The 25,924-nt window shown below is 41.2% G+C and carries 23 protein-coding genes; 14 read left to right on the forward strand and 9 right to left on the reverse strand.

Annotated features, from left to right (window positions below):
* Nucleotides 1-21 precede the first annotated feature (21 nt).
* Genes yhfH (ACIQXH_RS18405) through yhfH (ACIQXH_RS18415) form a run of 3 tightly spaced genes read right to left on the reverse strand, consistent with a single transcriptional unit; the run spans nt 22 to nt 506 of the window.
* Nucleotides 22-162 (reverse strand): protein YhfH, encoded by a 141-nt coding sequence (gene yhfH / locus ACIQXH_RS18405; RefSeq protein WP_402959253.1) that lies wholly within the window; start codon nt 160-162, stop codon nt 22-24.
* 22 nt (nt 163-184) lie between these two features.
* Nucleotides 185-325 carry a protein YhfH gene (gene yhfH / locus ACIQXH_RS18410; protein WP_403125202.1) on the reverse strand — a complete coding sequence of 47 codons (141 nt, stop codon included), beginning with the start codon at nt 323-325 and terminating at the stop codon, nt 185-187.
* A 46-nt stretch (nt 326-371) separates the two neighbouring features.
* Nucleotides 372-506, reverse strand: coding sequence for a protein YhfH (gene yhfH, locus ACIQXH_RS18415; protein ID WP_402875574.1), 135 nt, complete (start codon nt 504-506; stop codon nt 372-374).
* A gap of 431 nt (nt 507-937) precedes the next feature.
* On the opposite strand from yhfH (ACIQXH_RS18415), the gene ACIQXH_RS18420 reads away from it, so the two are divergent.
* Nucleotides 938-1,831 (forward strand): diacylglycerol/lipid kinase family protein, encoded by an 894-nt coding sequence (locus ACIQXH_RS18420; protein WP_402875576.1) that lies wholly within the window; start codon nt 938-940, stop codon nt 1,829-1,831.
* Between the two features lie 67 nt (nt 1,832-1,898).
* Here the strand turns inward: ACIQXH_RS18420 and ACIQXH_RS18425 are convergent, their stop codons facing one another.
* A complete protein-coding gene (locus ACIQXH_RS18425) occupies nt 1,899-2,663 on the reverse strand; it encodes a MerR family transcriptional regulator (protein WP_402875577.1) in 765 nt (254 codons plus the stop codon).
* A 182-nt stretch (nt 2,664-2,845) separates the two neighbouring features.
* Between ACIQXH_RS18425 and ACIQXH_RS18430 the strand changes: the two genes are divergently transcribed.
* The 10 genes from ACIQXH_RS18430 (at nt 2,846) to ACIQXH_RS18475 (ending at nt 16,206) form a co-directional block, all read left to right on the forward strand.
* Nucleotides 2,846-4,879: a Na+/H+ antiporter gene (locus ACIQXH_RS18430; RefSeq protein ID WP_402875650.1), complete on the forward strand. Its 2,034-nt coding sequence runs from the start codon at nt 2,846-2,848 to the stop codon at nt 4,877-4,879.
* A 270-nt stretch (nt 4,880-5,149) separates the two neighbouring features.
* Nucleotides 5,150-6,532, forward strand: coding sequence for a protoporphyrinogen oxidase (locus tag ACIQXH_RS18435; RefSeq protein ID WP_403125205.1), 1,383 nt, complete (start codon nt 5,150-5,152; stop codon nt 6,530-6,532).
* Nucleotides 6,533-6,860: 328 nt separating this feature from the next.
* Nucleotides 6,861-7,403 (forward strand): helix-turn-helix domain-containing protein, encoded by a 543-nt coding sequence (locus ACIQXH_RS18440; protein WP_402875580.1) that lies wholly within the window; start codon nt 6,861-6,863, stop codon nt 7,401-7,403.
* Between the two features lie 72 nt (nt 7,404-7,475).
* Nucleotides 7,476-8,585: an ABC transporter ATP-binding protein gene (locus tag ACIQXH_RS18445; RefSeq protein ID WP_403125207.1), complete on the forward strand. Its 1,110-nt coding sequence runs from the start codon at nt 7,476-7,478 to the stop codon at nt 8,583-8,585.
* The gene (locus tag ACIQXH_RS18450) at nt 8,575-9,378 is read left to right on the forward strand and encodes an ABC transporter permease (protein ID WP_402875586.1); all 804 of its coding nucleotides are present in this window, start codon (nt 8,575-8,577) and stop codon (nt 9,376-9,378) included. The genes ACIQXH_RS18445 and ACIQXH_RS18450 overlap by 11 nt, the downstream gene beginning before the upstream one ends.
* Nucleotide 9,379: 1 nt before the next feature.
* A complete protein-coding gene (locus tag ACIQXH_RS18455) occupies nt 9,380-10,183 on the forward strand; it encodes an ABC transporter permease (protein ID WP_402875588.1) in 804 nt (267 codons plus the stop codon).
* Nucleotides 10,180-11,253, forward strand: a complete 1,074-nt coding sequence (locus ACIQXH_RS18460) for an ABC transporter substrate-binding protein (protein WP_402875589.1) — start codon at nt 10,180-10,182, stop codon at nt 11,251-11,253. The genes ACIQXH_RS18455 and ACIQXH_RS18460 overlap by 4 nt, the downstream gene beginning before the upstream one ends.
* A gap of 226 nt (nt 11,254-11,479) precedes the next feature.
* Nucleotides 11,480-12,370 (forward strand): peptidylprolyl isomerase, encoded by an 891-nt coding sequence (locus ACIQXH_RS18465; protein WP_402991382.1) that lies wholly within the window; start codon nt 11,480-11,482, stop codon nt 12,368-12,370.
* 280 nt (nt 12,371-12,650) lie between these two features.
* Nucleotides 12,651-14,393, forward strand: a complete 1,743-nt coding sequence (locus ACIQXH_RS18470; RefSeq protein ID WP_403125211.1) for an ABC transporter ATP-binding protein — start codon at nt 12,651-12,653, stop codon at nt 14,391-14,393.
* Nucleotides 14,394-14,424: 31 nt separating this feature from the next.
* Nucleotides 14,425-16,206 (forward strand): ABC transporter ATP-binding protein, encoded by a 1,782-nt coding sequence (locus ACIQXH_RS18475; RefSeq protein WP_402875652.1) that lies wholly within the window; start codon nt 14,425-14,427, stop codon nt 16,204-16,206.
* 42 nt (nt 16,207-16,248) lie between these two features.
* Here the strand turns inward: ACIQXH_RS18475 and ACIQXH_RS18480 are convergent, their stop codons facing one another.
* Nucleotides 16,249-16,782, reverse strand: coding sequence for a YtxH domain-containing protein (locus ACIQXH_RS18480; protein WP_402875593.1), 534 nt, complete (start codon nt 16,780-16,782; stop codon nt 16,249-16,251).
* A 171-nt stretch (nt 16,783-16,953) separates the two neighbouring features.
* On the opposite strand from ACIQXH_RS18480, the gene ACIQXH_RS18485 reads away from it, so the two are divergent.
* Nucleotides 16,954-17,418 carry a MarR family winged helix-turn-helix transcriptional regulator gene (locus ACIQXH_RS18485; RefSeq protein WP_402875595.1) on the forward strand — a complete coding sequence of 155 codons (465 nt, stop codon included), beginning with the start codon at nt 16,954-16,956 and terminating at the stop codon, nt 17,416-17,418.
* Nucleotides 17,419-20,544, forward strand: coding sequence for an MMPL family transporter (locus tag ACIQXH_RS18490; RefSeq protein WP_403125215.1), 3,126 nt, complete (start codon nt 17,419-17,421; stop codon nt 20,542-20,544).
* Nucleotides 20,545-20,595: 51 nt separating this feature from the next.
* On the opposite strand, the gene ACIQXH_RS18495 is transcribed toward ACIQXH_RS18490, so the two are convergent.
* The 4 genes from ACIQXH_RS18495 to ACIQXH_RS18510 are packed head-to-tail and all read right to left on the reverse strand — an operon-like array spanning nt 20,596 to nt 24,455.
* Nucleotides 20,596-21,420 carry an ABC transporter ATP-binding protein gene (locus ACIQXH_RS18495; RefSeq protein WP_402875598.1) on the reverse strand — a complete coding sequence of 275 codons (825 nt, stop codon included), beginning with the start codon at nt 21,418-21,420 and terminating at the stop codon, nt 20,596-20,598.
* Between the two features lie 15 nt (nt 21,421-21,435).
* Nucleotides 21,436-22,428, reverse strand: a complete 993-nt coding sequence (locus tag ACIQXH_RS18500) for a FecCD family ABC transporter permease (protein ID WP_402991445.1) — start codon at nt 22,426-22,428, stop codon at nt 21,436-21,438.
* A 28-nt stretch (nt 22,429-22,456) separates the two neighbouring features.
* Nucleotides 22,457-23,464 carry a FecCD family ABC transporter permease gene (locus ACIQXH_RS18505; protein ID WP_402959245.1) on the reverse strand — a complete coding sequence of 336 codons (1,008 nt, stop codon included), beginning with the start codon at nt 23,462-23,464 and terminating at the stop codon, nt 22,457-22,459.
* Nucleotides 23,465-23,486: 22 nt separating this feature from the next.
* Entirely contained in the window at nt 23,487-24,455 is a 969-nt protein-coding gene (locus ACIQXH_RS18510) for an iron-hydroxamate ABC transporter substrate-binding protein (RefSeq protein WP_403125218.1), read from the reverse strand.
* 417 nt (nt 24,456-24,872) lie between these two features.
* Between ACIQXH_RS18510 and ACIQXH_RS18515 the strand changes: the two genes are divergently transcribed.
* Nucleotides 24,873-25,739, forward strand: a complete 867-nt coding sequence (locus tag ACIQXH_RS18515; protein WP_403125221.1) for an alpha/beta hydrolase — start codon at nt 24,873-24,875, stop codon at nt 25,737-25,739.
* Nucleotides 25,740-25,924 lie beyond the last annotated feature (185 nt).

Below are 25,924 nucleotides of genomic sequence, written 5' to 3' on the forward strand. Positions count from 1 at the left end.
GTGGTACCTCCTTCTTGTTTTTTAATAGTTTTCGCTTTTAGAAAGGCAACGGTCACATTCCAACAAGTAGGATTCGGCTTGTTCCACGATTTGCTCCCCGCATTCGGTGCATTGCTTGGGTGGAAGGGTTCTGAAGAATTCCATTGGATTTTTAGTTTGCATATTTGTTCCTCCTTTTAGTTGTTTAGTAGTCTTCGCTTTTAGAAAGGCAACGGTCACATTCCATCAAGTAAGATTCAGCGTGTTCGACGATATGGTCGCCACACTCTGGACAATGTTTGGCAGGGATACTGTTGAAAAATTCAATGGATTTTTTAGTTTGCATGATGGTTTCCTCCTTTATTAAGGTCTTTTCTATTTTTAAGACTTATTCACTCTTCACGTTTAGAAAGGCAGCGATCGCATTCCATCAAGTAAGATTCTGTTCCATCAAAAAGGGTTTCACCACATTCGGTACATTGTGCTAATGATTGGTCTTTCATGTTTTCTAATTGACTCGTTTGCATGTCACACTCTCCTTTCTGTAGTACAGTTTTTAATATCTGTCTGTTGTTATAATACAGTATATACCCGATGGTTAAAAAAGTATAGGCATTTCACAGAAAATTTAAAAATATTTCCAAATTAGTATGGAGAATCCTATTGTAACAAGGGTTTTCTGTGATATATTTTATTATTTTTTTCTTTTTAACTAAACCTGATTACTATGTTTGCCTAAAAAGTGGGATTGATGGGATGGAGCGGCCAAGACTAAATAGATTAATTTATATAACAGAATAGTACAGGGGATTTTTGCTAGTACGGGGGTGAGATTCGAAGGGTTTTCTAAGATTTTAACTCATCGGTGGGGTTATTTTCGCAAAAGAATGGGAAATTGGTTTTAGTATTTTAGTAAAGAGGTAACTTGTTAATAGCAATAAATAACAGGAGGTCACTTATGTCTAAAAAAGTTATGGTCATTATTAACCCATCCTCTGGAAAAGAAAAAGCAGGAGAAATTTTGCCCAATGTGGAAAAGGTGCTTGGAGATATTTATGAACAAGTAGTGGTTCGGAAAACGAAGGGCGAGGGTGATGCTTCGCGGTTTGCAAAAGAAGCATGTGAAGGGAAATATGATGCCGTAATTTCAATGGGGGGAGATGGTACGGTAAATGAGACGGTCAATGGTCTCGCGGAACAGGAGCATAGGCCCATATTAGGGATTATCCCACTCGGAACAGTGAATGACTTTGCAAGGGCACTTAATATACCGTTAGACCCTATCAAAGCAATGGAGATGTACACAAAATCTGCGGTTAAAGAAGCGGATATCGGTAAGATCAATAATCGGTATTTCATGAATGTATTGGCGGTCGGGGCCATTGCAGAGGCTACCTATAATGTGAGTGTGGAGCAGAAAACGCGTCTTGGCTCACTATCTTATTTTTTGGAAGGAGCAAAGACGTTAGTCAAGAAGACACCATTCCCTATAACTGTGGAACATGATCATGGAAGGTGGACCGGTGAGACTTATTTACTGTTTGCTACGATGACAAATTCTGTCGGTGGTTTTGAACAACTTGCACCAGAGGCGGAAGTGAATGACGGGAAACTCCATACATTCATCATCAAAAGTCTTTCCATTCCACTCATCCTCAAAATCATTCCAAGTTTAATTAAGGGAGAAATCAAGAACCATGAAGAAATAGAGTACATTCCAACCTCTAAGCTTCACGTATCTACATCAGAGGACCTCATTGTTAATATGGATGGTGAAAGAGGTAGCGAAATGCCTTTTCAAGCGGAAGTATTGCATAATCACCTGCGTTTGTTTGTTCCAGGAGCGTCATAATTGAGTGAAATTGATCGTGTATAATAGAAAAGCTGTTCGACCACAGGCCGTACAGCTTTTTTTAATACTATGAAGTGTGATTATCACAGTATATGATAATGGCGCTTCGAAAGAATGTGGACAAACCGGGTTTGTATTTATCGATAGTAGCTGTAAAACGTTCATCCTGGACATATAAATCACCAAGTCCACGGAGTATTTCCAGGGTACATTCATAAAAGTTTTCTGTGATATATTTTTGCCATGCTGCGACTGCTTGTTGAACCTGTGGATCACCAGGACCATGACTCATTCCTTCTATTAATGTTTGATAAATGTCTTCTTGAGTTTTGGTTATGGACTTCCAGTCACCTTTTGAGTAGCTATTGGTTTTTTTCAAAGTTTCGTCGACTATCTTTTTCCCATATAGTTCTTGCGCTTCTTTAGCATACTTCTTTTGGTAGTGCTCTATCTCAGACATATCAAAGCCTTCAAACATCTCTTCTTTGTTCATGGTGCCGCCTCCTTCGATTATTAACAGGGTCTGATCAATCGTTTGAATCATCTCTTCTAGTCGTTCTTTCTTTTTTTTGAGGAGATCTTTATGTTGAAGCAAAGCACGTTTGCGATCAAAATCAGGACTTTCAAGAATGGATTTAATCTGTTGAAGTGAACACCCGATTTCTTTATAAAAAAGGATTTGCTGTAATGTCTCTAGATTTTGATCGGAATAAAGCCTATATCCGGAAGAAGAAATCGCTTCTGGTTTAAGTAAATCGATTTTGTCATAATGGTGTAACGTCCGTATGCTGATATTTGCTATATCGGCAATTTCTTTGATTTTATATAACACTCCAATCACCTCATCCTCATCTTAATCCCTTACGCAACGTTGGGGTCAATAGGTTTTAGTTAAAATGTATAGATAATTCCTAATAATTCAAGGGAAGGATAAGCTAATGAATGAACGGAGGGGGTATATTATGGTACGCTTATAGTTATGAAAATAGTTAAGAAAGGAAGTTGAATGTTCGTATGGAGTTTTTTCTTGTTATATTAGCGCTTCTTATCTTAATTGGAGCGTCTAATGTAATCAATCATTTTGTCCCTTTTGTACCGGTGCCGTTAATTCAAATAGCACTGGGTGTCGTAATAGCACTCTTACCTTTAGGTATACATATACAAATGGAAACAGAACTCTTTTTGCTTCTGTTTATAGCACCGCTTTTATTTAACGATGGTAAAAATGTGCCTCGTACAGCCTTATGGAAGTTGAGGACACCGATTCTCATGCTTGCTTTAGGCCTCGTGTTCGTCACCGTTTGGGCTGGAGGATATCTTATTAACTGGATGATTCCTTCTATCCCATTGCCTGCTGCATTTGCATTAGCGGCCATCCTTTCTCCTACGGATGTTGTCGCGGTCAGTGCTCTGGCTAGTAGGCTTAAGTTACCGAAAAGTATCATGCACCTTCTTGAAGGGGAAGGGTTAATGAATGATGCTTCAGGTCTGGTAGCTTTTAAATTTGCTGTTGCGGCTACTGTCACGGGGGTCTTCTCCTTGGTCGATGCAACATTTAGTTTTATTTTGATAGCTATTGGGGGATTTGTAGGTGGGGCTGTTTTGTCCTTCATTATTATCAGGCTACGTGTCATCATTCGCCGGTTGGGTATGGAAGATGTAACGATGCATACGTTGATCCAAATCCTAACACCTTTTATCATTTTCCTCGTTGTGGAGCATTTCCACCTTTCAGGTATTTTAGCGGTTGTGGCAGGGGGAATTGTTCATGCCATAGAACGAGATCGGGAGCTATCACCAACAGTCGAATTGCAGGTCGTATCCAAGAGTACGTGGTCTGTCATTCTATATGTATTAAATGGTTTGGTATTCGTTCTATTAGGTCTGCAAATTCCTAGCGTGGCCAAGATCATATTCCAAGATCCAGCATTCCATAATGGACAAGTGATTCTCTATATTGTAGTCATTACTCTGTTCCTATTTATCCTAAGATACATCTGGATTACTGCCGCTTGGTCAATCGGTTGGATGACGTATAAATCCGGTGTCCAAAAACCGGACTTCATGGCGGCAGGAATCATTACCATTTCCGGAGTACGCGGAGCGGTTACACTAGCAGGGTCTTTTTCGATTCCCTATATATTAGCGGATGGCAGTCCATTTCCGGAGCGCTCGTTAATCATCTTCATTGCAGCGGGCGTCATATTACTTTCTTTGATCGTTGCAAGTGTCTTCCTTCCTATCGTGGCCCGAACAGAGGAAGAAGAAGTGGTGGATAAGCAGGCTGATAAGCTAAAATTGGCTACCATTCATGCACATCAATCGGCGATTAAAACTGTGGAGTCTCAAATGACGGATGAAAACCGGGAAGCGGCTATGTCCATTATTTCGAGATACCATACGAAAATCAATGCGCTTTCCTATGTTGAACAGGGCAAAAGTTCAAATACAATTGGAGAAGAAGAAAAAGAACTTCGCTTTAAAGCTCTTGAGGCGGAGAGGAAATTCCTGGACCAACTCATTAAAGAGGAGAAAGTAGATAGGGAATCCGCTTATATTTGCTTGGAATATATCCAACGTATGGAAGGGGCAGTCACTAATCGGATGAAATTCCGTTTTTACAGGTCCTTGACACTTTTTAGACGATCGATGTTAAAGGTGTTTAAACTATTCTTCCCGAATAAAAAAGAAATAAGAAGAATTAATTTGGAGAGACTAGAAAAGGTGAAAGACCTTAAGATCAGGATGTATAAAGTGGCTATCCAAGAGATACAAGCAGGCATTACACCTGAAAACCATGAGACCTCTTCCATGATCATCGAAGAGTATAAATTACTTATTTTGAGATACAAAAGAGAAAATAAAGGTCGTAAACCTAGTAAAATGGTCAATTATGAACGAGAACTATTTTATAAGGCGATTCAGGCAGAACGTGACGACGTTCAGGAAATGTTTGAAAAAAGAAAAATACCAAGGGATGTTGCCAATAGAATCCGGCAGCAAATCAATTTACGCGAAGCACTTAGTATCAACGAAAACAGTCATTGACCATATTCAGGATAAGCACGGTCGAATTAATCGACCGTGCTTTTCGTGCGCTTGGAGGAGTTTCAACCGTAGAGAAAAGGAAAAGATAAAACAAAGCGAGTGGGATATCGATAAGGAACATTCGCACACCATCTACTAAGTGATTGGAATTTGTCTGAAATGTTACAGCCGGTTCAAAAGTCCATGTTGAATTCGTGGCTGTTTTAATTTCCCTTCTGCCTTATGGTACACTTTGTTTATTGATAAGTATGCTAATAGAGGTGTGAAAATATGAAAACAGTTGTAGTCATTGGCGGAGGAATTACAGGGTTGTCGACCATGTATCATTTACAGAAGGTCGTGAAGGCCGATAACCTTCCCGCAAGATTAATCCTGATAGAAGGAAATGATACATTAGGCGGTAAAATCAATACGATTCATGATGGTGCTTTTAAGATGGAGGCGGGTGCGGATTCGATTGTTGCCAGAAAACAACATGTAAAACCATTTATCAAAGAATTGGGTCTTGAAGATGATGTGGTCTACAATGCCACAGGAACATCATTCATCCATACGGACGGGAAACTGAAGAAAATACCTGAAGACGCTCTATTCGGTATTCCGATGAGCCTGGAGTCCTTGGCAAAAACCGAACTCATTTCTCCACAGGGTAAGGTGGACGCGTTAAGAGATTTTTATACAAAAAACGAGACGTTTACGAAGAATGATTCAATCGGTTTATTTCTGGAAAGCTTTCTGGGTAAGGAACTCGTTCAGAAGCAGATTTCTCCAGTTTTATCTGGCGTTTATTCAGGTAAGTTACATGACCTGACCATTGCCAAGACATTACCGGAAATGCTGGATTATAAAAATGAATATGGGAGCATCATCCGCGGCTTATCGGAGAATAAGGATAAATACAGGAGCAAGGGGAACAAAAAGTTCCTTTCGTTTAAGAATGGTTTATCGATGTTGGTTGAACGGTTGGAAGAACTCCTCGATTGTGTGGACATTTTAAAAGGGAATCCGGTTGAAAGAATAAGGAAAAATGAAGAGCGCTATACGGTTACCTTAGTAAATGGAGAAACCATCGAGACGGATTTCATCGTTCTAAGTACGCCACATACGACTACGCAAAAACTATTGGGCGACACTGAACTGGACCAGGACTTTGCCGGATTGCTTAATAGTTCTATGATCAGCATATACCTTGGATTCGATATCCCCGACAGTACACTGCCTGATGGAACAGGATTCATTGTCGGTGAAAATAGTGATTTGATGTGCAATGCCTGTACCTGGACTAGTCGGAAATGGGAGCATACTTCAGAAAATAGCCAGTTGCTAGTCCGGCTCTTTTATAAAAGCTCCAACCCTGATTATAATCGGTTACAGTCATTATCGAAGCAAGAATTAATACAAGTGGCATTAGGGGATATTAAAAAAAGCTTGGATATTTCTGAGTGTCCTGTATCAAGCGAAGTTACGAAGTGGCAGGACAACATGCCGAATTACCACATTCAACACCCTTACATTGTTCAATCCCTAGAGCAGAAAATGAAAGCGAACTATCCGAATGTACTTCTTGCAGGTTGCTCATATTATGGGGTAGGAATCCCTGATTGTATTACGGATGGAGAGAAAAGGGCCCAGGAGATTGCGGCCAGATTATGATGAAAAAGGACTGCCGAAAATGGCGGTCCTTTTATTATGCACATCTTTCGGCAGAATGGATTGGGCATCTAAACGGGTAAACTTTCATTAAACGATTGATTAAATACTGGTAAGGATACAAGAGTCAGCCTTCCTTTTTCCCAGTTGTTGGCGGACTATCTAGCCATCTCATCGCAACGGGATTTTTTCCTTGCATTACCGTTGAACTTTTACTTAATTCCTGTATAATAAAGACCGTTAAATTAAAATTAAATTAAACTTAAAGTTTACTAATACAAAACTTTATTGACTGTAAGTTTACTATTCCTAAACGGATTGAGGTAATACTATGCATATTGGCAAAAAGATTAAAAATCTCCGTTTAAAAAAAGGATTGACTCAGGAAGAGCTGGGAGAGAGAACGGATTTAAGTAAAGGGTATATCTCGCAGCTGGAAAGAGATTTAAGTTCACCTTCAATAGAGACTTTTTTTAATATCCTTGAAGTACTTGGCTGCACCCCAAAAGACTTCTTTGATGAAGAGGAGCAAGTTCAAAAGGTAGTGTATGAGGAAGAAACGCAAACCTTTTTCATTGATGAAGAGCGCGGTTATCAGATTCAGTGGCTTGTACCAGAATCCAATGAAAAAGAAATGGAACCGATTCGGCTGACACTTCAGGAAAAAGGGGAGTTCAAGCAGTTTGAACCCTCGTTGTCAGAAACCTTTGGATATGTATTGAGTGGCAGGGTGATTGTGAAGCTTGGTACTCATACCTATTTTGTAAAAGCTGGGGAATCCATTTACTTTCATGCATCCGATGAACATCAAATCATCAATGATTTTGATGGGGCATCCGAATTACTGCTGGTGGTGACGGAATCATATTTATAGAATTTAGTGATTGCAAACGCTTGTCTATTTGAAAAGTAGAACATGCGGTTCAATGGAAAGAGGGAAGTCTCTATGGCAAATGAAAAGATTATACGGTTTGAAAATGTTACGAAGCAATTCGATGACGATACAGTTGTTCTGGATAATGTCAGTTTTGAAATTGAAAAAGGGAAGTTTTATACACTACTGGGTCCATCGGGTTGTGGTAAGACGACCATCCTACGATTGATAGCAGGGTTCACGGAAGCTTCAAAAGGTGATATTTATTTTGAGGGTGAAAAAATCAACAATGTTCCGGCCAATAAACGTCAGGTCAACACGGTTTTTCAAGACTATGCCCTATTTCCACATTTGAATGTGTTTGAGAATGTGGCATTTGGACTTCGGATTAAAAAAATGAAGAACGCCGACGTCGAGGTTAAGGTGAAAGAAGCCCTAAGTTTCGTGAATTTGGATGGCTATGAAAAACGCGAAATCAGGGAGATGTCAGGCGGTCAGCGTCAGAGGGTAGCGATTGCACGGGCGATTGTGAATGAACCGGAAGTCATTCTTCTAGATGAACCATTATCAGCCCTGGATTTAAAACTGCGTACCGAAATGCAGTATGAATTGCGGGAATTGCAACAAAGACTTGGCATTACTTTTATCTTCGTCACTCATGACCAAGAAGAAGCGCTAGCGATGTCAGACGAAATTTTCGTCCTTAATAAAGGGAAAATCCAACAAAGCGGAACGCCTATTGATATTTATGATGAACCTTTGAATCGCTTTGTTGCCGACTTTATTGGCGAATCCAATATCGTAAAAGGAAAAATGATTGAAGATTACCTTGTCGAGTTTGTAGGGAGACAATTCGAATGTGTGGACCAAGGATTGAATCGTAATGAAGCCGTGGAAATTGTCATCCGACCTGAAGACTTAGAGATTACTTCAGTCGATCGAGGGAAACTGCAAGTTCGGGTGGACTCTCAGTTATTTCGTGGCGTGCACTATGAAATCAGCTGTTATGACCATGATGGAAATGAATGGCTAGTCCAGTCGACGAAAAAGGTGACCGTCGGGGATGAAATCGGTCTATATTTTGACCCAGAGGCCATACACGTCATGCGTTTGGGAGAAACAGAGGAAGAGTTCGATAAGCGTTTAGAAGCGTACCATGGTGGAGAAAGCCATGAAAAATAAGTTTTCTAGAAATATTTACTTTATCCCTTATATCTTATGGATTGCATTTTTCGTCATTGCGCCGATACTACTGGTTCTGTATTATTCCTTTTTCGATATCGAAGGCAATCTGTCGTTAATTAACTATCAAAAATTCTTCACTCCCGTTTATTTGAAGATGACACTCAGTTCGTTTTGGTATGCCTTTTTAATTACAGCGATCTCGCTATTAGTAGCGTATCCAACAGCGTATCTTCTGACCAAGACCAAACACAAGCAACTTTGGCTGCTGCTGGTCATTGTACCATCATGGATCAATCTGTTATTAAAAGCCTATGCGTTCCTTGGCATATTCGGCACATATGGCATGACGAATGCCTTTTTGGAAGCGATAGGAATCGGAAAACAACAGATACTCTTTACTGATTTCAGTTTCATATTCGTTTCCGTTTATATTTTTATTCCATTCATGATTTTACCAATATTCAATGCGTTGGACGAAATGAATCCGACTCTTGTAGATGCAGCTAATGATTTAGGCGCATCACGTTGGATGACTTTCCGACGCGTGATATTCCCGTTAACGATCGATGGCGTTAAGACCGGCTGCCAGGTTGTTTTCATCCCAGCCCTTTCACTGTTCATGCTGACAAGGCTAATTGCTGGAAATCGGGTCACTACGCTCGGAACTGCAATTGAACAACATTTCTTGGTGACCCAGGATTGGGGAATGGGTTCTACCATTGCCGTCTTTTTAATCATTATTATGTTCCTGATTATGTTCGTAACGGGTAACCGAAAGCAGGGTGTGTAAATTGAGAAAAAAACTATCGCCGTTATCGAGGGTTTTCCTTGTCCTGATTTTTCTGGTACTCTATGCGCCGATTTTCTTTTTAGTCTTTTATTCGTTTAACAGCGGTGGAACGATGTATGACTTCGAGAGTTTCACGCTGGATTGGTATAAGGAGCTTTTCCAGGATACAAGGCTGTTGATCATTGTTTTAAATACGCTTGTGATTGCCTTATTGTCGGCGCTAATCGCCACGATTATCGGGGTCATCGGTGCCATTGGGATCCGTTCTTTTACAAACAGCCAAATGAGGAATTCATTCTTATCCCTGAATAACGTCCTGATTGTAAGTCCAGATGTCATTATTGGTGCTTCCTTTTTGATTCTTTTCACAATGGCTGGCATCAAGCTTGGGTTCTACTCGGTACTGCTATCACATATCGCTTTTAGCATTCCAATTGTTGTGTTACTGGTGCTTCCAAAGCTTCAAGAAATGAGCCCTACCTTGATTGATGCAGCCCGAGACTTAGGGGCGAGCCGATGGAATGTAATGTCGAAAGTCATTCTGCCTTATATTTCACCGGGTATTTTTGCCGGTTTCTTTATGGCATTGACTTATTCACTGGATGATTTTGCGGTTACGTTCTTTGTAACGGGTAATGGATTCTCTACTTTATCAGTGGAAATTTATTCATTGGCCCGCCGTGGGATTTCCTTGAATATTAATGCGTTATCGACCTTGCTATTCTTTGTCACACTAATATTGGTCGTTGTCTATTACTTTGTTACGCAGCGAGTCAAGCATACAGGAATGGGGGGGAAAAGATGAAGAAGATTGTCCAAATGTTCCTAGTCATTTCAATCACCTCTGCCTTGCTGTTGTATGTGACATCGAAGTTGAACTCATCGCAAGGGTTTACAAGTAGCGATACACTGACCATTTATAATTGGGGAGACTATATCGATACGGATTTGATTGACCGATTCGAGGAAGAAACCGGGATCAAGGTCATTTACGAGACATTCGATTCGAATGAAGCAATGATGACAAAGATTGAACAGGGCGGTACCACCTATGACGTGGCTATTCCGTCCGAATATATGATTGATAAAATGCGTAAAGAAAATCTGTTGATTCCACTGGATCATTCCAAACTTCCAAATTTGAAAAACATCGATGAGCGATTTATCGATTTACCTTTCGACCCGGAAAACAAGTTTTCGGTCCCTTACTTCTGGGGCACCGTTGGGGTTGTTTATAATTCCAAGATGCTTGGGGGAAAAGAAATAACAAGCTGGGAAGACTTATGGGATAAAGATTTGAAAAATCAAATCCTTTTGACGGATGGTGCTCGTGAAATAATCGGCATGGGTCTAAACTCGTTGAATTATTCCCTAAATGATACGAATGAAAAACACCTTCAAGAAGCGAAAACGAAGCTTGATAGCCTTACTCCAAATGTAAAAGCGATTGTTGGAGATGAGAGCCGCATGCTCCTGGAAACGCAGGAAGCAGCTATTGGAATCGTCTGGTCCGGAGTGGCCTCCGAAATCATGGCGGAAAACGAAGCCCTTGAATATGTGGTGCCCAAAGAGGGATCGAACTTATGGTTCGATAATATGGTCATCCCAAAAACAACGAAAAACGTGAATGCGGCCCATCAGTTTATTAATTTCATGTTAGATCCCGAAGTGGCTGCACAGAATGCGGAATATGTAAGCTATTCCACTCCGAATAAAGCAGCCTTGAAGTATTTACCGGAAGAAGTAGTGAAGGATGAGAGGTTCTATCCATCTCCTGAACTGACTGATAAACTAGAAGTGTACGAAAACATCGGAAAGAAAAATCTGGCCCGTTATAACGACCTTTTTCTAGAATTCAAGATGCATCGCAAATAAATGGAAGCCTGGTTTGAGAAGGTGTTGTCCTCCTTCTCGGACCAGGCTTTTTTTTGCATAGTAGATAAGTCGCCCACTGGATAAGCCGGTTTCCTTTGATACTCTAAAATGTCGGTGGAGAAAAAATTATGTTAGTATAATCATTAAGAGCAGAGTGAAGAGGAATCTTAAGATATTCTTAATAATTTCCTGCTATTATAAAATGAAAAATCAAGGGAGAGAGAATATGAATTTATTGAAAAGCACGAAGACATATGTATGGGCAGGCGCCATATTAATTATCGCCGCCATCCTAATATATGCAATGGTAGTCTCTACTGATAAGACAGTCGCGAGCGTAGGCGGAGAGAAAATCAAAGAGGCAGAGCTACAAGATACGCTTGTCAAAAATTATGGAGCAGAAACGGTCGATCAATTAATCACTGATAAAATCGTTGAATTAGAAGCAGATAAGGAAGGCATTAAAATTACAGAGAAAGAAATCCAAAAAGAAATCGATACCTTAGCTGAATCATACGGTGGAGAAGATGCTTTAAAAGAGCAATTGGAAGCGAGCGGTTCTTCCCTAGCGTCATTGAAACAAGACATCGTGGTTTATCTTCATACGAAAAAATTAGTGGAACCTAGGATTACTGTTACTGATGATGAAATCAGCGCGTATTTTGAAGAAAATAAAGATACGTTTGCCCAAGAAGAACAAGTGGAAGCTAGTCATATTTTAGTGGAAGACAAAAAGACAGCGGAAAAAGTAGAAAAAGAACTTGCTGCTGGCGGAGACTTTGCTGAGCTGGCAACCAAGTATTCCACTGATGCTGGAACGAAGGAAAAAGGCGGAAGCTTAGGATACTTCGGAAAAGGTAATATGGTTAAAGAATTTGAAGACGTTGCCTTCAACATGGACGTTAATAAAGTCAGTGACCCGGTCAAAACGGAGTATGGATACCATATCATAAAAGTTACGGGTAAAAAAGAAGCTAAAAAAGCGAATTTAGAAGATAGCAAGTCAGAAATCAAAGAAGCGCTTCTAAATAATAAATTACAAGAAGAATACACGGTTTGGTTAGCAGAAGTGAAGAAAGATTACGATATAACGAATAAATTCGAAGCAACGAAATAAGATACGAGGGAAAATGGTGCAAAATCGGTAACATACGATTTTGCACCATTTTTTGTTTATATACGATTTTGTGAGGTGAAATCTGGCGATATTTCAATTGTTTTTAGTGGTTTTAGGGTGTTAAAATTAATCGATATGAAGAAAGGTTTACATAAAATGGACATGTTGACGGGCTATTTTACAAGGTATACGGAATGGGTGATGGAAGAAAGTTTCATGTGAAAATAATGTTAAAGCCTTTAAACCAATAGGAACTGTTTTAGAAAGAAGGGGAAGGCAAGTGAAGTCGTTAAGAAAGTTATTGCCCTATCTGAAGCCATATACGCTGTTTGCGATTTTAGCACCGTTATGTATGTGTATAGAGGTAGCGATGGATTTACTACAACCCACTATGATGCAGCATATCATTGATGAGGGAATAGCCAACCAAGACAATGTGTATGTGACCAAACTAGGCTTTTTGATGCTGGGAGCTGCAGTGATTGGACTGATAGGTGGATTGGGTTGTACCGTTTACAGCACGAAAGCCGCTGTTCATTTTGCTTCAGATGTACGTAGGGATGTTTTTTGGAAAACGGAACTTTTTTCTAGTAAGAATACTGATTCATTCGGGACAGGTAAGCTGATCACGATTGTGACAAATGATATTACCTCTGTGCAGTCTTCTCTTATGATGACCTTACGGATATTTGTCCGGGGGCCGCTCATGTTTATTGGGAGTGTCATTATCGTCTGGGTGACAGCACGTGAATTGTTTCCGGTATTAGCGGTCGCTGTACCTGTTTTGATGGTCGCCATTATTTATTTTTCCTCACAGGCAGGGAAGTTATTTAAACGGGTTCAAGAAGCCATGGATCATGTGAATACAAAGCTCCAGGAGACACTGAGTGGCATCCGGGTCATTAAGGCATATGACCGCCAGGAATTTGAAAAGGAGAGTTTCAAGGAGTTTAATGATAAGCTGACGAAACGAAATGTAGCGGCAGAGCAGACCATTATGGCCTTAATGCCCATTTTGTTATTTGTTATCAATTTGGGTGTGGTGGCTGGTATGTGGATGGGTGCAATCAGGGTAGAAAACGGAACGATGCAGGTCGGTGTCATATTAGCTTTCATCAACTACTTGAATATCATCATGAACGGATTGATGTCGAGTAGTCACGTCTTGATGCAGATCACGCGCTCCTTTCCTTCGGCAGACCGGATTCAACAAGTGTTAGATACGGAAATTGATATTAATGAACCTTCCAAACCAGCATCTGTTCAGGCAAGGACGGGGGATGTGAAGTTTGAACGTGTGAATTACAGTTATAGCAAAAATGGTGAATATGTGATTAAAGATATTAGTTTTCATGCCCGAGGAGGACAAAAGATAGGTATTATCGGTTCAACAGGCAGTGGGAAGTCCACCCTCGTTAAGTTGATTCCGCGTTTATATGATCCTGATACCGGTACGATTACTATTGATGGCATCCCTTTACAGGATTATCCTCTAAAAAGCCTAAGGGGTGAGATTGGGTATATTCCTCAAAGGGCCTCGCTGTTTTCCGGAAGCATTGAAGAAAATCTACGGTTCGGAAAAGAGGAGGCGGGGACGGCAGATATGGAAGCAGCGACTCAATCCGCGGCCGCTCTTGATTTTGTTAAGGGCTTTGAAAAGGCATTCTCGTATAGGCTGACTCAGGGTGCCAACAATTTGTCAGGTGGGCAAAAGCAAAGGTTGTCTATTGCAAGGGCTTTTATCCGAAAACCTAGGATCTTGATCTTGGATGACTCGACGTCAGCGATAGATGCCCTATCGGAAGCAAAGGTCCTACAGGCGTTGAAGCGGGAATTTACCGATTCGACGGTGTTCATTGTTTCATCCAAGATATCTTCGATTATGGATGCCGATCAGATTCTTGTGATGGATGACGGAATGATTGAGGCGAAGGGTACTCATGAAGAACTACTCGCCAAAAGTCGTGTTTACCAGGATATTTATCGGACGCAAAGCGGAAGGGAGATAGCTCCCCATGAATAAGCAGATGAATCAACCTCCAGTATCAGATGTGATGGGGAAAGCCCGCGGACCAAGAGGATTTGGTGGCCCGGTCGTTCAAGCAAAGAATAAAAAACAGACGGTTAAAAGGATTTGGCAGTATGTAGAGAAGCAGAAAGCGGGTTTGATCATAGCGATTTTATTTGTGGTGCTCTCGACATTACTTGGTCTATCAGGACCTTATCTGATTGGAAGAATCATAGATCACTATATTATTCCGAAAGATATTACGGGTACGGTAAGAATGCTAGGGGTACTTGCAGCTGTCTATATCGGATCGTCTCTGTTCACCTGGATGCAGACAGCCATCATGATAAATGTATCGTTACGGACCATTCGAACGCTGCGTAAAGACTTATATAATAAATTTCACACGCTTTCCTTACGATTTTTTGATAACCGGGTTCATGGAGATTTGATGAGCCGGGTGACGAACGATATTGATCAATTGAACAATGCATTAAGTCAAAGTGTCATCCAAATTTTTAATTCGTTGCTCATGATTGCCGGTGTGACGATAGCGATGTTCTCCATGAATGCAATTTTAGCGGTGGTAACCCTACTGATTGTCCCGCTGATGATACTGACGACTAAAAAGATCATCAAATACAGCAGCAGTAACTTCATAAAAAGGCAACGTGACTTAGGGGAGTTAAATGGGTTCATCGAGGAATCCATTTCAGGAACGGAAGTCATCACTTTATTTGGAAAAGAAGAAAAGGTCTTCAGCCAGTTTTCCACCGTTAATGAGAGGCTTCGCCGTTCTTCAATGGCCGCTGATACAGTTTCCGGGTTCTTGGGGCCAATTAATAACTTCATTAACAACATCGGCTTAGCTATTGTCATCGGTGTCGGTGCTTTGATGGCCGTAAAGGGAACGGTCACGGTGGGACTCATTGCCGCTTTTGTGACCTACTCCCGGCAATTTTTCCGACCAATCAATCAACTGTCCAGTCTACTAAATACCTTTCAATCAGCCATTGCAGGAGCCGAACGTGTATTTGAAATCTTGGATGAAACGCCTGATATGAAGGATAAAAAGGGTGCAATACCCGTCGATGCCTTTAAGGGGGATGTAGAGTTTACAGATGTCCATTTTGGCTATTCCAAGGATCAACCGATTCTAAAGGGAATTAACTTTACGGCATCAGCCGGGCAGACCATTGCCCTTGTTGGTCCGACCGGATCGGGGAAAACGACGATTATTAATTTGCTATCCCGATTTTATGAAGTGGACCAGGGTCAAATCAACATGGATGGTCGAAACATACAAGACTATAAAATTAGTGATTTACGAAAGAAAATCGGCATTGTTCTCCAGGATACTTTTCTATTTTCGGGGACCATTTTAGAAAATATCCGATATGGCCGGTTAGATGCAACAGATTCTGAAGTGATTGAAGCGGCTAAGGTTGCTTCGGCACATGGCTTCATCAAACACTTGCCAGATCAGTATCAGACCCGGATCACAACAGGCGGTTTGAATTTAAGTCAAGGGCAAAAGCAGCTTTTGGCCATAGCCAGGGCCATCTTGGCGGATTCGGATGTGTTGATTTTAGATGAGGCGACATCGAGTATTGATACAAGGACGGAAATTGAAATCCAAAAAGGAGTGAACCGCTTGACGGAGGGGCGCACGAGCTTCGTCATCGCCCACCGATTGAAAACAATAGAAACCGCCGACAAGATTTTGGTTATAAAAGATGGTGAAATCATCGAAATGGGTACCCATCACGAACTTATGATGAGTCGAGGGTTTTATAAGGATTTGTACGATAGTCAATTCAATATTTAGTACGAAAAAAGAGCAGAGTTTTCTCTGCTCTTTCTTTATGTGTTAGAAGTTGGATGAGATGGATTTTTCATTTGATAGTTGGGATTTGGTGACCATTTCATCGCTATCTTTTTCGCCTTTTTTATTATCTTCCTTTTCCGTTTTCAGGGATTGTGCAGGAGTTTCCTTCAATTGCTTCCCAGCCACTACGACTTTAGAGCTAATGTCCTTCAATTCACTTGTTGCATCTTTCGCTGAACCGAGGGCGTTGGTGGAAATCTCTTTCACTTCCGATACTTTTCCTACGACTTCTTCATTAACGGTTTCATATAGGGTTTCAACGTCACTGATTGCCTCTTTGATCGTTTCGGTTGCACCCTTAACGCCGGATACCATTTGTTCCTTCACTTCACCGGGATTTTGTTTTACCTGTTCAATCATATTCATGGAATTGTCTTTTAAAAGAACTGCAGAACGTTTCATTTTATTTCTTGTGTTCGAGTCCAATAATGTTAAGGCACCGCCGACAATTCCTCCGATAATAATACCTTTTAGTAGTTTGCTATTCGATTCGTTTTGATTATTTGATTGAGTCATCTATACTTCCTCCTTTAAGAATGGTTAGTATGTTCTTACTTTCTTGTTTCCCTAATTTTCCATGATTTAAACGGATAACAATAAAACTGTCATCTAATTGACATATTAATCCAATTTATAGTAAGATGGCAAATAGTTAAGTGACTGAACTACTTTTTATGGGGTGAAGGGATGAGTGATAAACAAGTTACCGAATTGATTGATCGATACATGAAGGTTTCCTTTCATGTGAATAAGATGGGGGAGCTTCTCATTAAAGACGAGATTTGTGATGTACTGACAAATGAACAATATTATACTTTGCGTTTCATAAAACAACAGCAATTCTGTACCTCGACCGAGCTTAGTGAGGCTTTCCATGTCAATAAAAGCGCAGTCACATCGAACATTAAACGCCTTGAAGGCAAAGGCTTGATAGAGCGTGCACGTGACCTTGATGACCGAAGGGTGGTCCATTTGAGGCTTTCCGAAAAGGGAGAAACATTATTTCAGGAAATGGAGCAGAAGATTCATATAGTCGTAGAGACAATCATGGGGAATTTTAAATATGAAGAGATTGTTAGTTTCCTGGATACATATGAAAAGCTTTCATGGACTTTTGCCGAGATGAAGATGGGGATAAGGGAGGAAAGGTAAATGAGAGCAATTTTAAAAGGAAAATGGGCAATCGTCATTATCTGGATTGCCATTACAGTTGGATTATTGTTCATAGCTCCTAATATGGCGGAACTCGTCAAGGAAAAGGGACAGTTGGATGTTCCGAAAGAGTATTCTTCCGGAATGGCGAATGAACTTTTGAAGCAAGTGCAAAATGAGGATGAATCGCAGGTGGCCCTGGTTTTTCATAGTGAAAAGAAGCTGACTGCAGATGAAAGGCAAGAGATTGAAAAGGGGATACAAAGGTTAGAAGTGAATAAAGGGGAACTGGGCATCAAAGAAATACTGACCCATTTTAAAGAACCATCCCTTAAAGAACAGTTGGTTTCGAAAGATCAATCCACGATACTGACCTCCATCACCATGACCAAGGGAGACCGTGAGGCAAAGGACGTCATTGACGCGCTTTATAAGGAATTGGATCAAATAGATGTTGATCATTATTACACGAGCAGTTGGATAATCGATGAAGATCTTAATACCAATTCCCAGGAAGGATTAAAAAAAACGGAGGGAATCACCGTCATCTTCATATTGGTGGTATTATTGGTGGTCTTCCGTTCGGTAGTGACGCCTCTCATTCCGATGATTACAGTAGGCTTCACCTATTTATGCTCCCAATCCATCGTTTCCTTTTTGGTGGACCGTTGGGATTTTCCCATCTCGTCCTATACCCAGATTTTCTTGGTCGGGATTTTGTTCGGGATCGGAACGGATTATTGCATTCTCTTGTTAAGTCGTTTTAAAGAGGAATTATCAGGACAGGAGTCATTGACGGAAGCCATTGTAGAAACGTATCGTACGGCTGGTAAAACGGTCTTCTTCAGCGGATTGACCGTGATGATCGGATTTGCGGCCATTGGCTTTTCCACGTTTAAGCTATATCAATCAGCAGCTGCCGTGGCCATCGGAGTCTTTATTCTGATGGTTGCCCTGTATACAATCGTTCCATTTTTCATGGCAGTGCTTGGCAAGAAGCTATTCTGGCCTTCAAAAGGCAAGCTTGAACATAGCGATAGTAAGTTGTGGGGCAGATTAGGAAACTTCTCCTTAAATCGTCCTTTGCTGGCCTTGCTTATCGTGGCGATTGTTTGTGTTCCCTTTTTATTTATGTATGAAGGGAAGATTTCTTATAACTCTCTTGAAGAGGCTGGGAATGATGTTCCCTCAATCATGGCCTTCAATATCATTGCCGACGAATTTGGTCCGGGACAATCCATGCCAACCCAGATCGTCATCCAGAATGATGAGCGGATGGATTCAGAGGATTATGTCGGGCTTGCGGAGAAGATCAGTGTGGAAATCACGAAGGTGGATGACGTCGATGTCGTCCGTTCTGTAACCCGTCCGACCGGTGAGCCTATAGAGGATTTGTTTGTCTCCAATCAGGCCAAAACGTTGGAAAAAGGAATCGGAGAAGGGAATCAAGGGATTGAACAGATTAGTGACGGATTAAAGACGGCAGGAAGTGAACTTTCAGAATCTGGTCCGCGTTTAAAGAAGGCGACAGACGGAATCGGAGGCCTGATCTCTGGAACCAATGAATTGAAAAACGGGGTAGGCCAGGTAGAGACCGCTTTAACGAGTATTGAAGCAGGTATCCGTGATGGCTCCTTAGGTACAGGGGACGTGAAAAAAGGACTGGAAGAGGTCAAGTCTAACCTTGAAAAGCTGGCTACAGGCAGTGGAAAGCTTTTGGAAGGCTACCAGCAGTCCACATCTGGATTGAATGAACTTAAAGGCGGGTACAAAGATATTCAGACAAATCTTAATGAGGTGTCGAAAAGTCTTACGGGGCTGAACGCATCCTTTGAAAAAATGGAAGCTAGTAATCCGGAGCTTCAGCAAGATGTGAACTACCAAACAATCAAACAAACGGTCCAGGGCGCACAGAGTGGGGTAGGAACGATGGCAGCTGGACTAACGGAACTCAATAAGAATCTCGGCCTTGTATCTGGTGGCTTGAATACCGCGAATAAAAGCATGGCGGAAATCGTGAACGGACAAAAAGCCCTGGGGAAAGGTCTAACCCAGTTGATCACAGGGGTGGATACCTTGCAAAAAGGATTAACGACCATGGCCAATGGACAAAGCGAAGTCATTAAAAATCTATCCCAGTTTGAAGGGGGCCTAACAAGCTTAAGCAGTGGTCAGCAAGAGCTATTGAATGGCTTTTCCAGCATGGGTGGTCAGCTAAACCAATTGGAAGATGGTTTAAATAAAAGTGCCGATGGCCTGAATGAAGTCCATGATGGATTATCATCTGCACAGGGCTATTTATCCGGTCTTGCGAAGACGGATAAAACGGTCACAGGCATGTACATTCCAAAAGAGGTGTTGGAAAGCAAGGAATTTGGAGAATCACTGAATACCTATCTATCTGACGACGGCAAAGTGATGACACTTGATGTAATCTTCAAGACGAATCCATATTCCAACGAATCCATTGAACAAATTGATAGGATTGAGGATGCGGTCAAAAATGTAACGAAAGGAACAAAACTAGAAAATGCCAACATTGCTATCGGCGGAATTACAAGCACCCATCATGATTTGAGCATGATGTCAGAGGCTGATTTCTCTAAGACAGTGGTGTTGATGCTTTCAGGTATTGCAATCGTTCTATTCTTTATGTTTAGATCGTTGGTTATGCCAATCTATTTAATCGTGTCTCTTGTTTTGACATACTTCACGGCAGCGGCGATTACAGAATTGATATTCGTTAACATTCTGGGGTATGCGGGCATAGGCTGGGCCGTTCCATTCTTCGCTTTCGTTATCTTAATAGCACTCGGAATCGATTATAGTATTTTCTTGATGGATCGCTTTAATGAGTGGAAAGGTAAACCGGTAAAAGAAGCGATGTATTTATCGATGCGGAAAATGGGGACGGTCATTATCTCCGCGGCCGTGATCCTTGGTGGGACTTTCGCTGCCATGATGCCTGCAGGCGTTCTGTCACTCCTAGAGATTGCGACTTTAATATTGGTAGGCCTAGCTCTATACGCGTTCATCATATTGCCACTGTTTATCCCAGTGATGGTTGCAACGTTCGGAAAAGCTAACTGGTGGCCGTTTATGAACCAACAGCAATCTGAGAAATGATACCAAACGAAAGGCACCCCACCTGGGTGCCTTTCGTTTGGTTACTTAGCATTAACGCGTTACATAAACATCTTTTGCTGCTTCTTCTTGTTGGGCGATATTATCGTATCCATAACATACGGGAGCCCCATTGGAGGGGTCTATCATGATCCGTGCATCGATTTGAAAGACCTCTTTCAAGACTTCCGGTGTAATCGTCTCGGAAGGGGTTCCAACCTTCATGATTTTTCCATTCTTCATGGTGATGATTTCATCAGAAAAGCGGGCCGCATGATTGATGTCATGTAAAACCATGACGATGGTTCTATTTTGTTCTATGTTTAACCTTTCAACGATCCGTAGAACTTCCAATTGATGAGCCATATCAAGGTATGTCGTAGGTTCATCCAATAATAATATGCCCGTTTCCTGTGCTAATGCCATGGCAAGCCAAACCTTTTGACGCTGCCCACCGGATAGGTTGGCTATTTCCCTATCACGAAAAGGGAGGGTCTTGGTAATGTCCATGGCCCATTCAATCTTTTCTTTATCGTCTCTGGTTAATTTATTGACATTATTGCGGTGTGGATATCTACCATATGAAATAAGTTCCTCCACTTTCAATTGAGAAGGTGCGACAGGGTTTTGGGGAAGCAAGGCCATTAACTGGGCAATCCGCTTTGTATGAATGGACTGTAAATCCTGCCCCTGCAGATAAATGGTCCCGTTTTTTTGCTTAAGGATGCGCCCTATTGTTTTTAGTAAAGTGGATTTACCGCATCCATTCGGTCCAATGATGGTTGTGATCAGTCCTTCTTTTATTTCCAAATTTAAATCTTTGAACACTGTGAATTTTTCATAATTGGTTTCCAGATTTTCCATCTGCAGAATGCTCACGGGCCATCTCTCCTTTTATCTTTTTTCTTTTATTAATAAATAGAGAAAATAGGGAACACCGATAATGGAAATGACGATTCCTACTGGCAATTCAGCCGGTGCAAACACCGTCTTTGCGATATAGTCGGAAGCGATTACCAGGAAGGACCCAATCACCCCACACACAGGAAGCACATGTTTGTGGTGGATTCCTACAAGGTGTTTTGCAATGTGTGGGGACATCAACCCGATAAATCCGATGTTACCTGATACGGAAACACATGCACTCACTAAGCCGATACTGCTGAGCAAGAGAATCGAAGTTTCCTTTTCTACTGATATTCCGAGGCTTTTTATACTGGTCTGTTCCAATTGAAACAAATCCAATAAATAGGCCTTCCTCATAATGATGGGTATTAAGATTATTAGCCAAGGTAACATGGCGACGATGTATTTCCAATTGGCCGAGTAGATACTGCCTGAGATCCATACAGTGGCCATTTCAAAATCCGAAGATTTCATCTTCAAAGATATGTAGAGGGAAAGGGCCCCAAATGCCGAGCCAATCGCAATCCCGGTCAGTAAGAAACGACTCGTATCAAGGGAACCGTTTTTCCACGAAATAAGGAATATGATGAGGGCGGCTAAAATTCCACCAACCAATCCAAACAACGGAACGCTCATGATGGACAGCCAATCAGAACCTGCTCCAATATATTTACCTTGAAAGAAAAACATGAAGATGACGATGGCAGTTCCGGCCCCTGCATTTATTCCCAAGATGCCTGAATCCGCCAAACCGTTTCTCGTTACACCTTGAATGACAGCTCCTGCAATACCTAGTGCAAGTCCCACTAGACCGGCAATGACAATGCGGGGGAGCCTAAAATCAAAAATGACCAAATCGTAGTCTGCGACCGGGTTTATACGGAATAACGTCCGAACGACATCCATGACGGTCATATCAAAGGTACCGCTTACCAAGCTTAAATAGCTTGTCGCTATGATTAGGCAGATACCGACTGTCATTGTGATAACCAAGCGTTTCGATGATTGACTATACACTTTTTTCTCCTCCTTTCGTTCTTATTAAATATAGGAAGAAAGGGATGCCGATTAAGGAGGTGACCACTCCGATCGGCGTTTCGAATGGATAATTAACGAACCTACTGATTACATCGCATAATGCTAGGAAAATTCCACCGATTACACCAGCACAGGGAACGATCCATTTATAATCGATTCCTATTAAAAAGCGTGTGATGTGTGGGATGATCAACCCTATAAATCCAATCTTGCCGACGAGTGCCACTGCAATACCCGTTAGGCATACGACAGAGAGTAGGGAAACAAGCTTAACTAGTTTCGTACGTTGACCTAAGTTGATGGAGACTTCATCCCCCAGAGATAGAATGGTGATGGATTTGGAAATGAATAGAGCAAGGATGATGCCAATTGCCCCAATGGGGATCGAAAGTTTCAGGATGTCCGGATTGATCTGATGCAATCTTGCATTATACCAAAAACTAACACTCTGGGAAATTTGGAAGTAGGAGGCTATCGCAGCCGATATACTACTCAAAAATGTTCCGATTACCGTACCGATTATGGCTAGGCGTACCGGGGATAAACCATTATGTAGTAATGAACCAAAACCAAAAACTATGCCAGCCCCTAAGGCAGAACCCAGCATCGAAAAAAGAATCATATGGAAAGAAGACATGCCAGGAGCGAAAACCATGCAAAGAGTGATGACAAATGCAGAGCCATCGGTCACTCCCATGATTGAAGGGGATGCAAGATAGTTTCTTGTCATCCCCTGCATGAGTGCTCCTGATATGGCTAAAAATGCCCCAACAAGAAGGGCACCCAGAACCCTTGGCAATCGTGAAGTGATTATAATAGCATGATCGACGTTCTCTGGGTCATAATGCAAAAATGCATTCCATACTGTTATAAAGTCTATATTTTTTGCACCATAAAGAATGGACAAAATGGTTGTCAGAATAATTAAGACGGGTGCCATACATAGAATTATGATCGGTAATGAATTTATTTTTGCCATATCAATCAACGCACCTTACTGCTTATTTAGCTAAATTTTCCGATGCAGCTTTTAAGAAGGCTGTTTTACTCCAAGCTGTTCCACCTTGTGCAAGCGGATCAACAGAGTTCACAAACACCTTATCGTTTTTAACAGCCTCGATGCTCTTCCAAATGGAGTTGCTTTCCAATTCTTCTAAAGCTTTTGGTTTTTCAGCATTTTCGCTTTCTGAGAACTGTAGGAAGATATAGTCCGGGTTAATTTCAGCAAATTTCTCTAATGCAATCATTTCTTGCGCTTTGACTGGTTTAATTTCTTCAGGAACCGTTAATCCTAAATCAGCATATAACACTGGGTTGAAGTATACATCTTGAGGATAGAGGAATAGACTACCGTTTCTTACCCTCACAACCATTACCTTTTTATCCTTCAGGTTTTCGCCGACTTCCACTTTTGCTTTTTCAGCATCCTCTTTGTATTGAGAGATGATGGATTCGGCCTTGTCTTCCGTGCCGGACAGCTTGGCCATTAACCGTAAGTTGTCCTCCCAATCAGTAGAAATATGTGAGTAAGGGAATGTTGTAGCCACTTTATCTAATTTTTCCGTTACCGTACCGTCGGATTTGGATGTCCACATGATAGCATCTGGTTTAAGGCCAAGAATGGTTTCGTAGTTTGGCTGCATTTTCTCACCAATTGACTCTGCACCCTCAAGGTCTTTCACCAAATATTCTGGAAGTTTTCCACCTACCGTTATAGCACCCACTGGTTTAACTCCTAATGCAGCGGCATCTTCCATTGACTCCAAACTTGCTGTCACTATTCTTTTAACTTCAGAAAGAATCGTATATTCCTTGCCAAGATAGCTTATCTTTTGTGTCTCTTGCTTCTTCGTTTCGGTCGCACTGCTTTTTTCAGAAGTATCTCCTGAACTGTTTTCAGCATTACCGCAAGCTCCAAGTCCAATACTAAAGACTGCCGCCATGCCAAGTACCATTAACTTTTTCTTCATGTTCTGACTCCCCTTATTCTAAAATATTTTTTTAAAAATGTGTTACAAACAATATGTAGATGCTCTCTAGCGCAGTTAAAAATTTATTTCGATACCTGTCCAACTAGGAATCTAGTGAGTTAAACGAAGGTAACCAGTGATAACGATTATCATTATCATGCAATATACAATATATAGGTAATCCACAAAATTATCAATAGCATTTTTGTAAAAAAATAAAATATCATCATTAATTTTCTATGAAAAAGATATTCAGGAAAGGTGTGGTTGCAAATTTCACCAATGTTGATAAACTAAATGAGAAACATTATCATTTAGTGGGGAGTAAGTACTATCAATAAATGGGTTATGAAATACATGATAACTAGAAGTGAAGATTAATAGTCGAAAATTAGGTAATGGGAGGAATGAAAGAATATGGAGAAAGAAAAGGATAAGGCAGCAATGGTGGGTCACTTTAGGGAAGATAGAGAAGTAGTCTTGAAAGGGACGAGTCAATTCCTCATGAAATCTAGTAGGGAAGGACGGATGTACCAAATTTTCACCTATCGACCAAAAGAGGCACAGCCAGCAGGAGGATTTCCAGTCATATATGTGCTCGACGCCAATTCGGTGTTTGGAACCATTGTCGAGGCCATGCGTTTGCAGTCGAAGCGACCTGAAAAGACAGGGATCGTACCTGCCGTTATCGTCGGTATTGGATATCCGATAGACGGAGCATTTTCCACCGACCGTTATTATGACTTTACATTGCCCGTCGATTATTCAGAATTGCCAAAGAAACCTGATGGGGGGGATTGGCCTCCACATGGAGGGGCGGCGAACTTCTTGAATTTCATTGAAGAAGACCTCAAGCCCGAGATTATGAGTTCCATTAACATTAACCGGGGTAGACAAGCGCTTCTCGGTCATTCATTAGGTGGCTTATTTACCCTGTATACCTTATTCAGTAATCCTCAAGCTTTTCAAACATATATCGCGGGTAGTCCCTCGATTCATTGGAATAAAAAGTGGTTTTCGGAAGAAGAGAATCATTTCCTGAGTCGATTGGGAAGGGATGATAGGGATATCTCCTTATTTGTAGGTGTGGGGGAATTCGAAAAAAATCACAAAAGTGGCATGAATGAAAATGCATTAGAACTCTCTAACCGTTTAAGAACTTCAACGAAAGGCCGGCTACATGTAAAGTTCACGGAGTTCGAGGAGGAAAATCACGTGTCTGTTTTACCTCCATTAATTAACAAGGGACTACGTTTTGCTTTAAGGGCAAATGGACCTGTGTAGGAATAGGTCTTTCTTAGCAAATCGATGAATACCCATTGACCGTGAAGATAGAAATGTATAACATTACCTGTAGAATTTAAATGATAATGATTATCATTATTGATAAAAGATGGAGGGAGAGCAGGTTAAATGGTTCTCTACCAAACGATTTTTGTAATGAAACTGAGAATCTGTTGCATGGTTGC

The sequence above is a fragment of the Peribacillus sp. NPDC097225 genome (assembly GCF_044761955.1).
In the GTDB taxonomy this organism is placed as follows: Bacteria; Bacillota; Bacilli; order Bacillales; family DSM-1321; genus Peribacillus.

Coding starts and splice junctions, on each gene's coding strand:
- ACIQXH_RS18440 (WP_402875580.1), top strand. CDS start 6,861: ATGCATATTGGCAAAAAGATTAAAAATCTCCGTTTAAAAAAAGGATTG.
- ACIQXH_RS18465 (WP_402991382.1), top strand. CDS start 11,480: ATGAATTTATTGAAAAGCACGAAGACATATGTATGGGCAGGCGCCATA.
- ACIQXH_RS18490 (WP_403125215.1), top strand. CDS start 17,419: ATGAGAGCAATTTTAAAAGGAAAATGGGCAATCGTCATTATCTGGATT.
- ACIQXH_RS18500 (WP_402991445.1), bottom strand. CDS start 22,428: ATGACAGTCGGTATCTGCCTAATCATAGCGACAAGCTATTTAAGCTTG.
- yhfH (WP_403125202.1), bottom strand. CDS start 325: ATGCAAACTAAAAAATCCATTGAATTTTTCAACAGTATCCCTGCCAAA.
- ACIQXH_RS18505 (WP_402959245.1), bottom strand. CDS start 23,464: ATGGCAAAAATAAATTCATTACCGATCATAATTCTATGTATGGCACCC.
- yhfH (WP_402959253.1), bottom strand. CDS start 162: ATGCAAACTAAAAATCCAATGGAATTCTTCAGAACCCTTCCACCCAAG.
- ACIQXH_RS18460 (WP_402875589.1), top strand. CDS start 10,180: ATGAAGAAGATTGTCCAAATGTTCCTAGTCATTTCAATCACCTCTGCC.
- ACIQXH_RS18480 (WP_402875593.1), bottom strand. CDS start 16,782: ATGACTCAATCAAATAATCAAAACGAATCGAATAGCAAACTACTAAAA.
- ACIQXH_RS18475 (WP_402875652.1), top strand. CDS start 14,425: ATGGGGAAAGCCCGCGGACCAAGAGGATTTGGTGGCCCGGTCGTTCAA.
- ACIQXH_RS18445 (WP_403125207.1), top strand. CDS start 7,476: ATGGCAAATGAAAAGATTATACGGTTTGAAAATGTTACGAAGCAATTC.
- yhfH (WP_402875574.1), bottom strand. CDS start 506: ATGCAAACGAGTCAATTAGAAAACATGAAAGACCAATCATTAGCACAA.
- ACIQXH_RS18510 (WP_403125218.1), bottom strand. CDS start 24,455: ATGAAGAAAAAGTTAATGGTACTTGGCATGGCGGCAGTCTTTAGTATT.
- ACIQXH_RS18485 (WP_402875595.1), top strand. CDS start 16,954: ATGAGTGATAAACAAGTTACCGAATTGATTGATCGATACATGAAGGTT.
- ACIQXH_RS18430 (WP_402875650.1), top strand. CDS start 2,846: ATGGAGTTTTTTCTTGTTATATTAGCGCTTCTTATCTTAATTGGAGCG.
- ACIQXH_RS18420 (WP_402875576.1), top strand. CDS start 938: ATGTCTAAAAAAGTTATGGTCATTATTAACCCATCCTCTGGAAAAGAA.
- ACIQXH_RS18435 (WP_403125205.1), top strand. CDS start 5,150: ATGAAAACAGTTGTAGTCATTGGCGGAGGAATTACAGGGTTGTCGACC.
- ACIQXH_RS18515 (WP_403125221.1), top strand. CDS start 24,873: ATGGAGAAAGAAAAGGATAAGGCAGCAATGGTGGGTCACTTTAGGGAA.
- ACIQXH_RS18450 (WP_402875586.1), top strand. CDS start 8,575: ATGAAAAATAAGTTTTCTAGAAATATTTACTTTATCCCTTATATCTTA.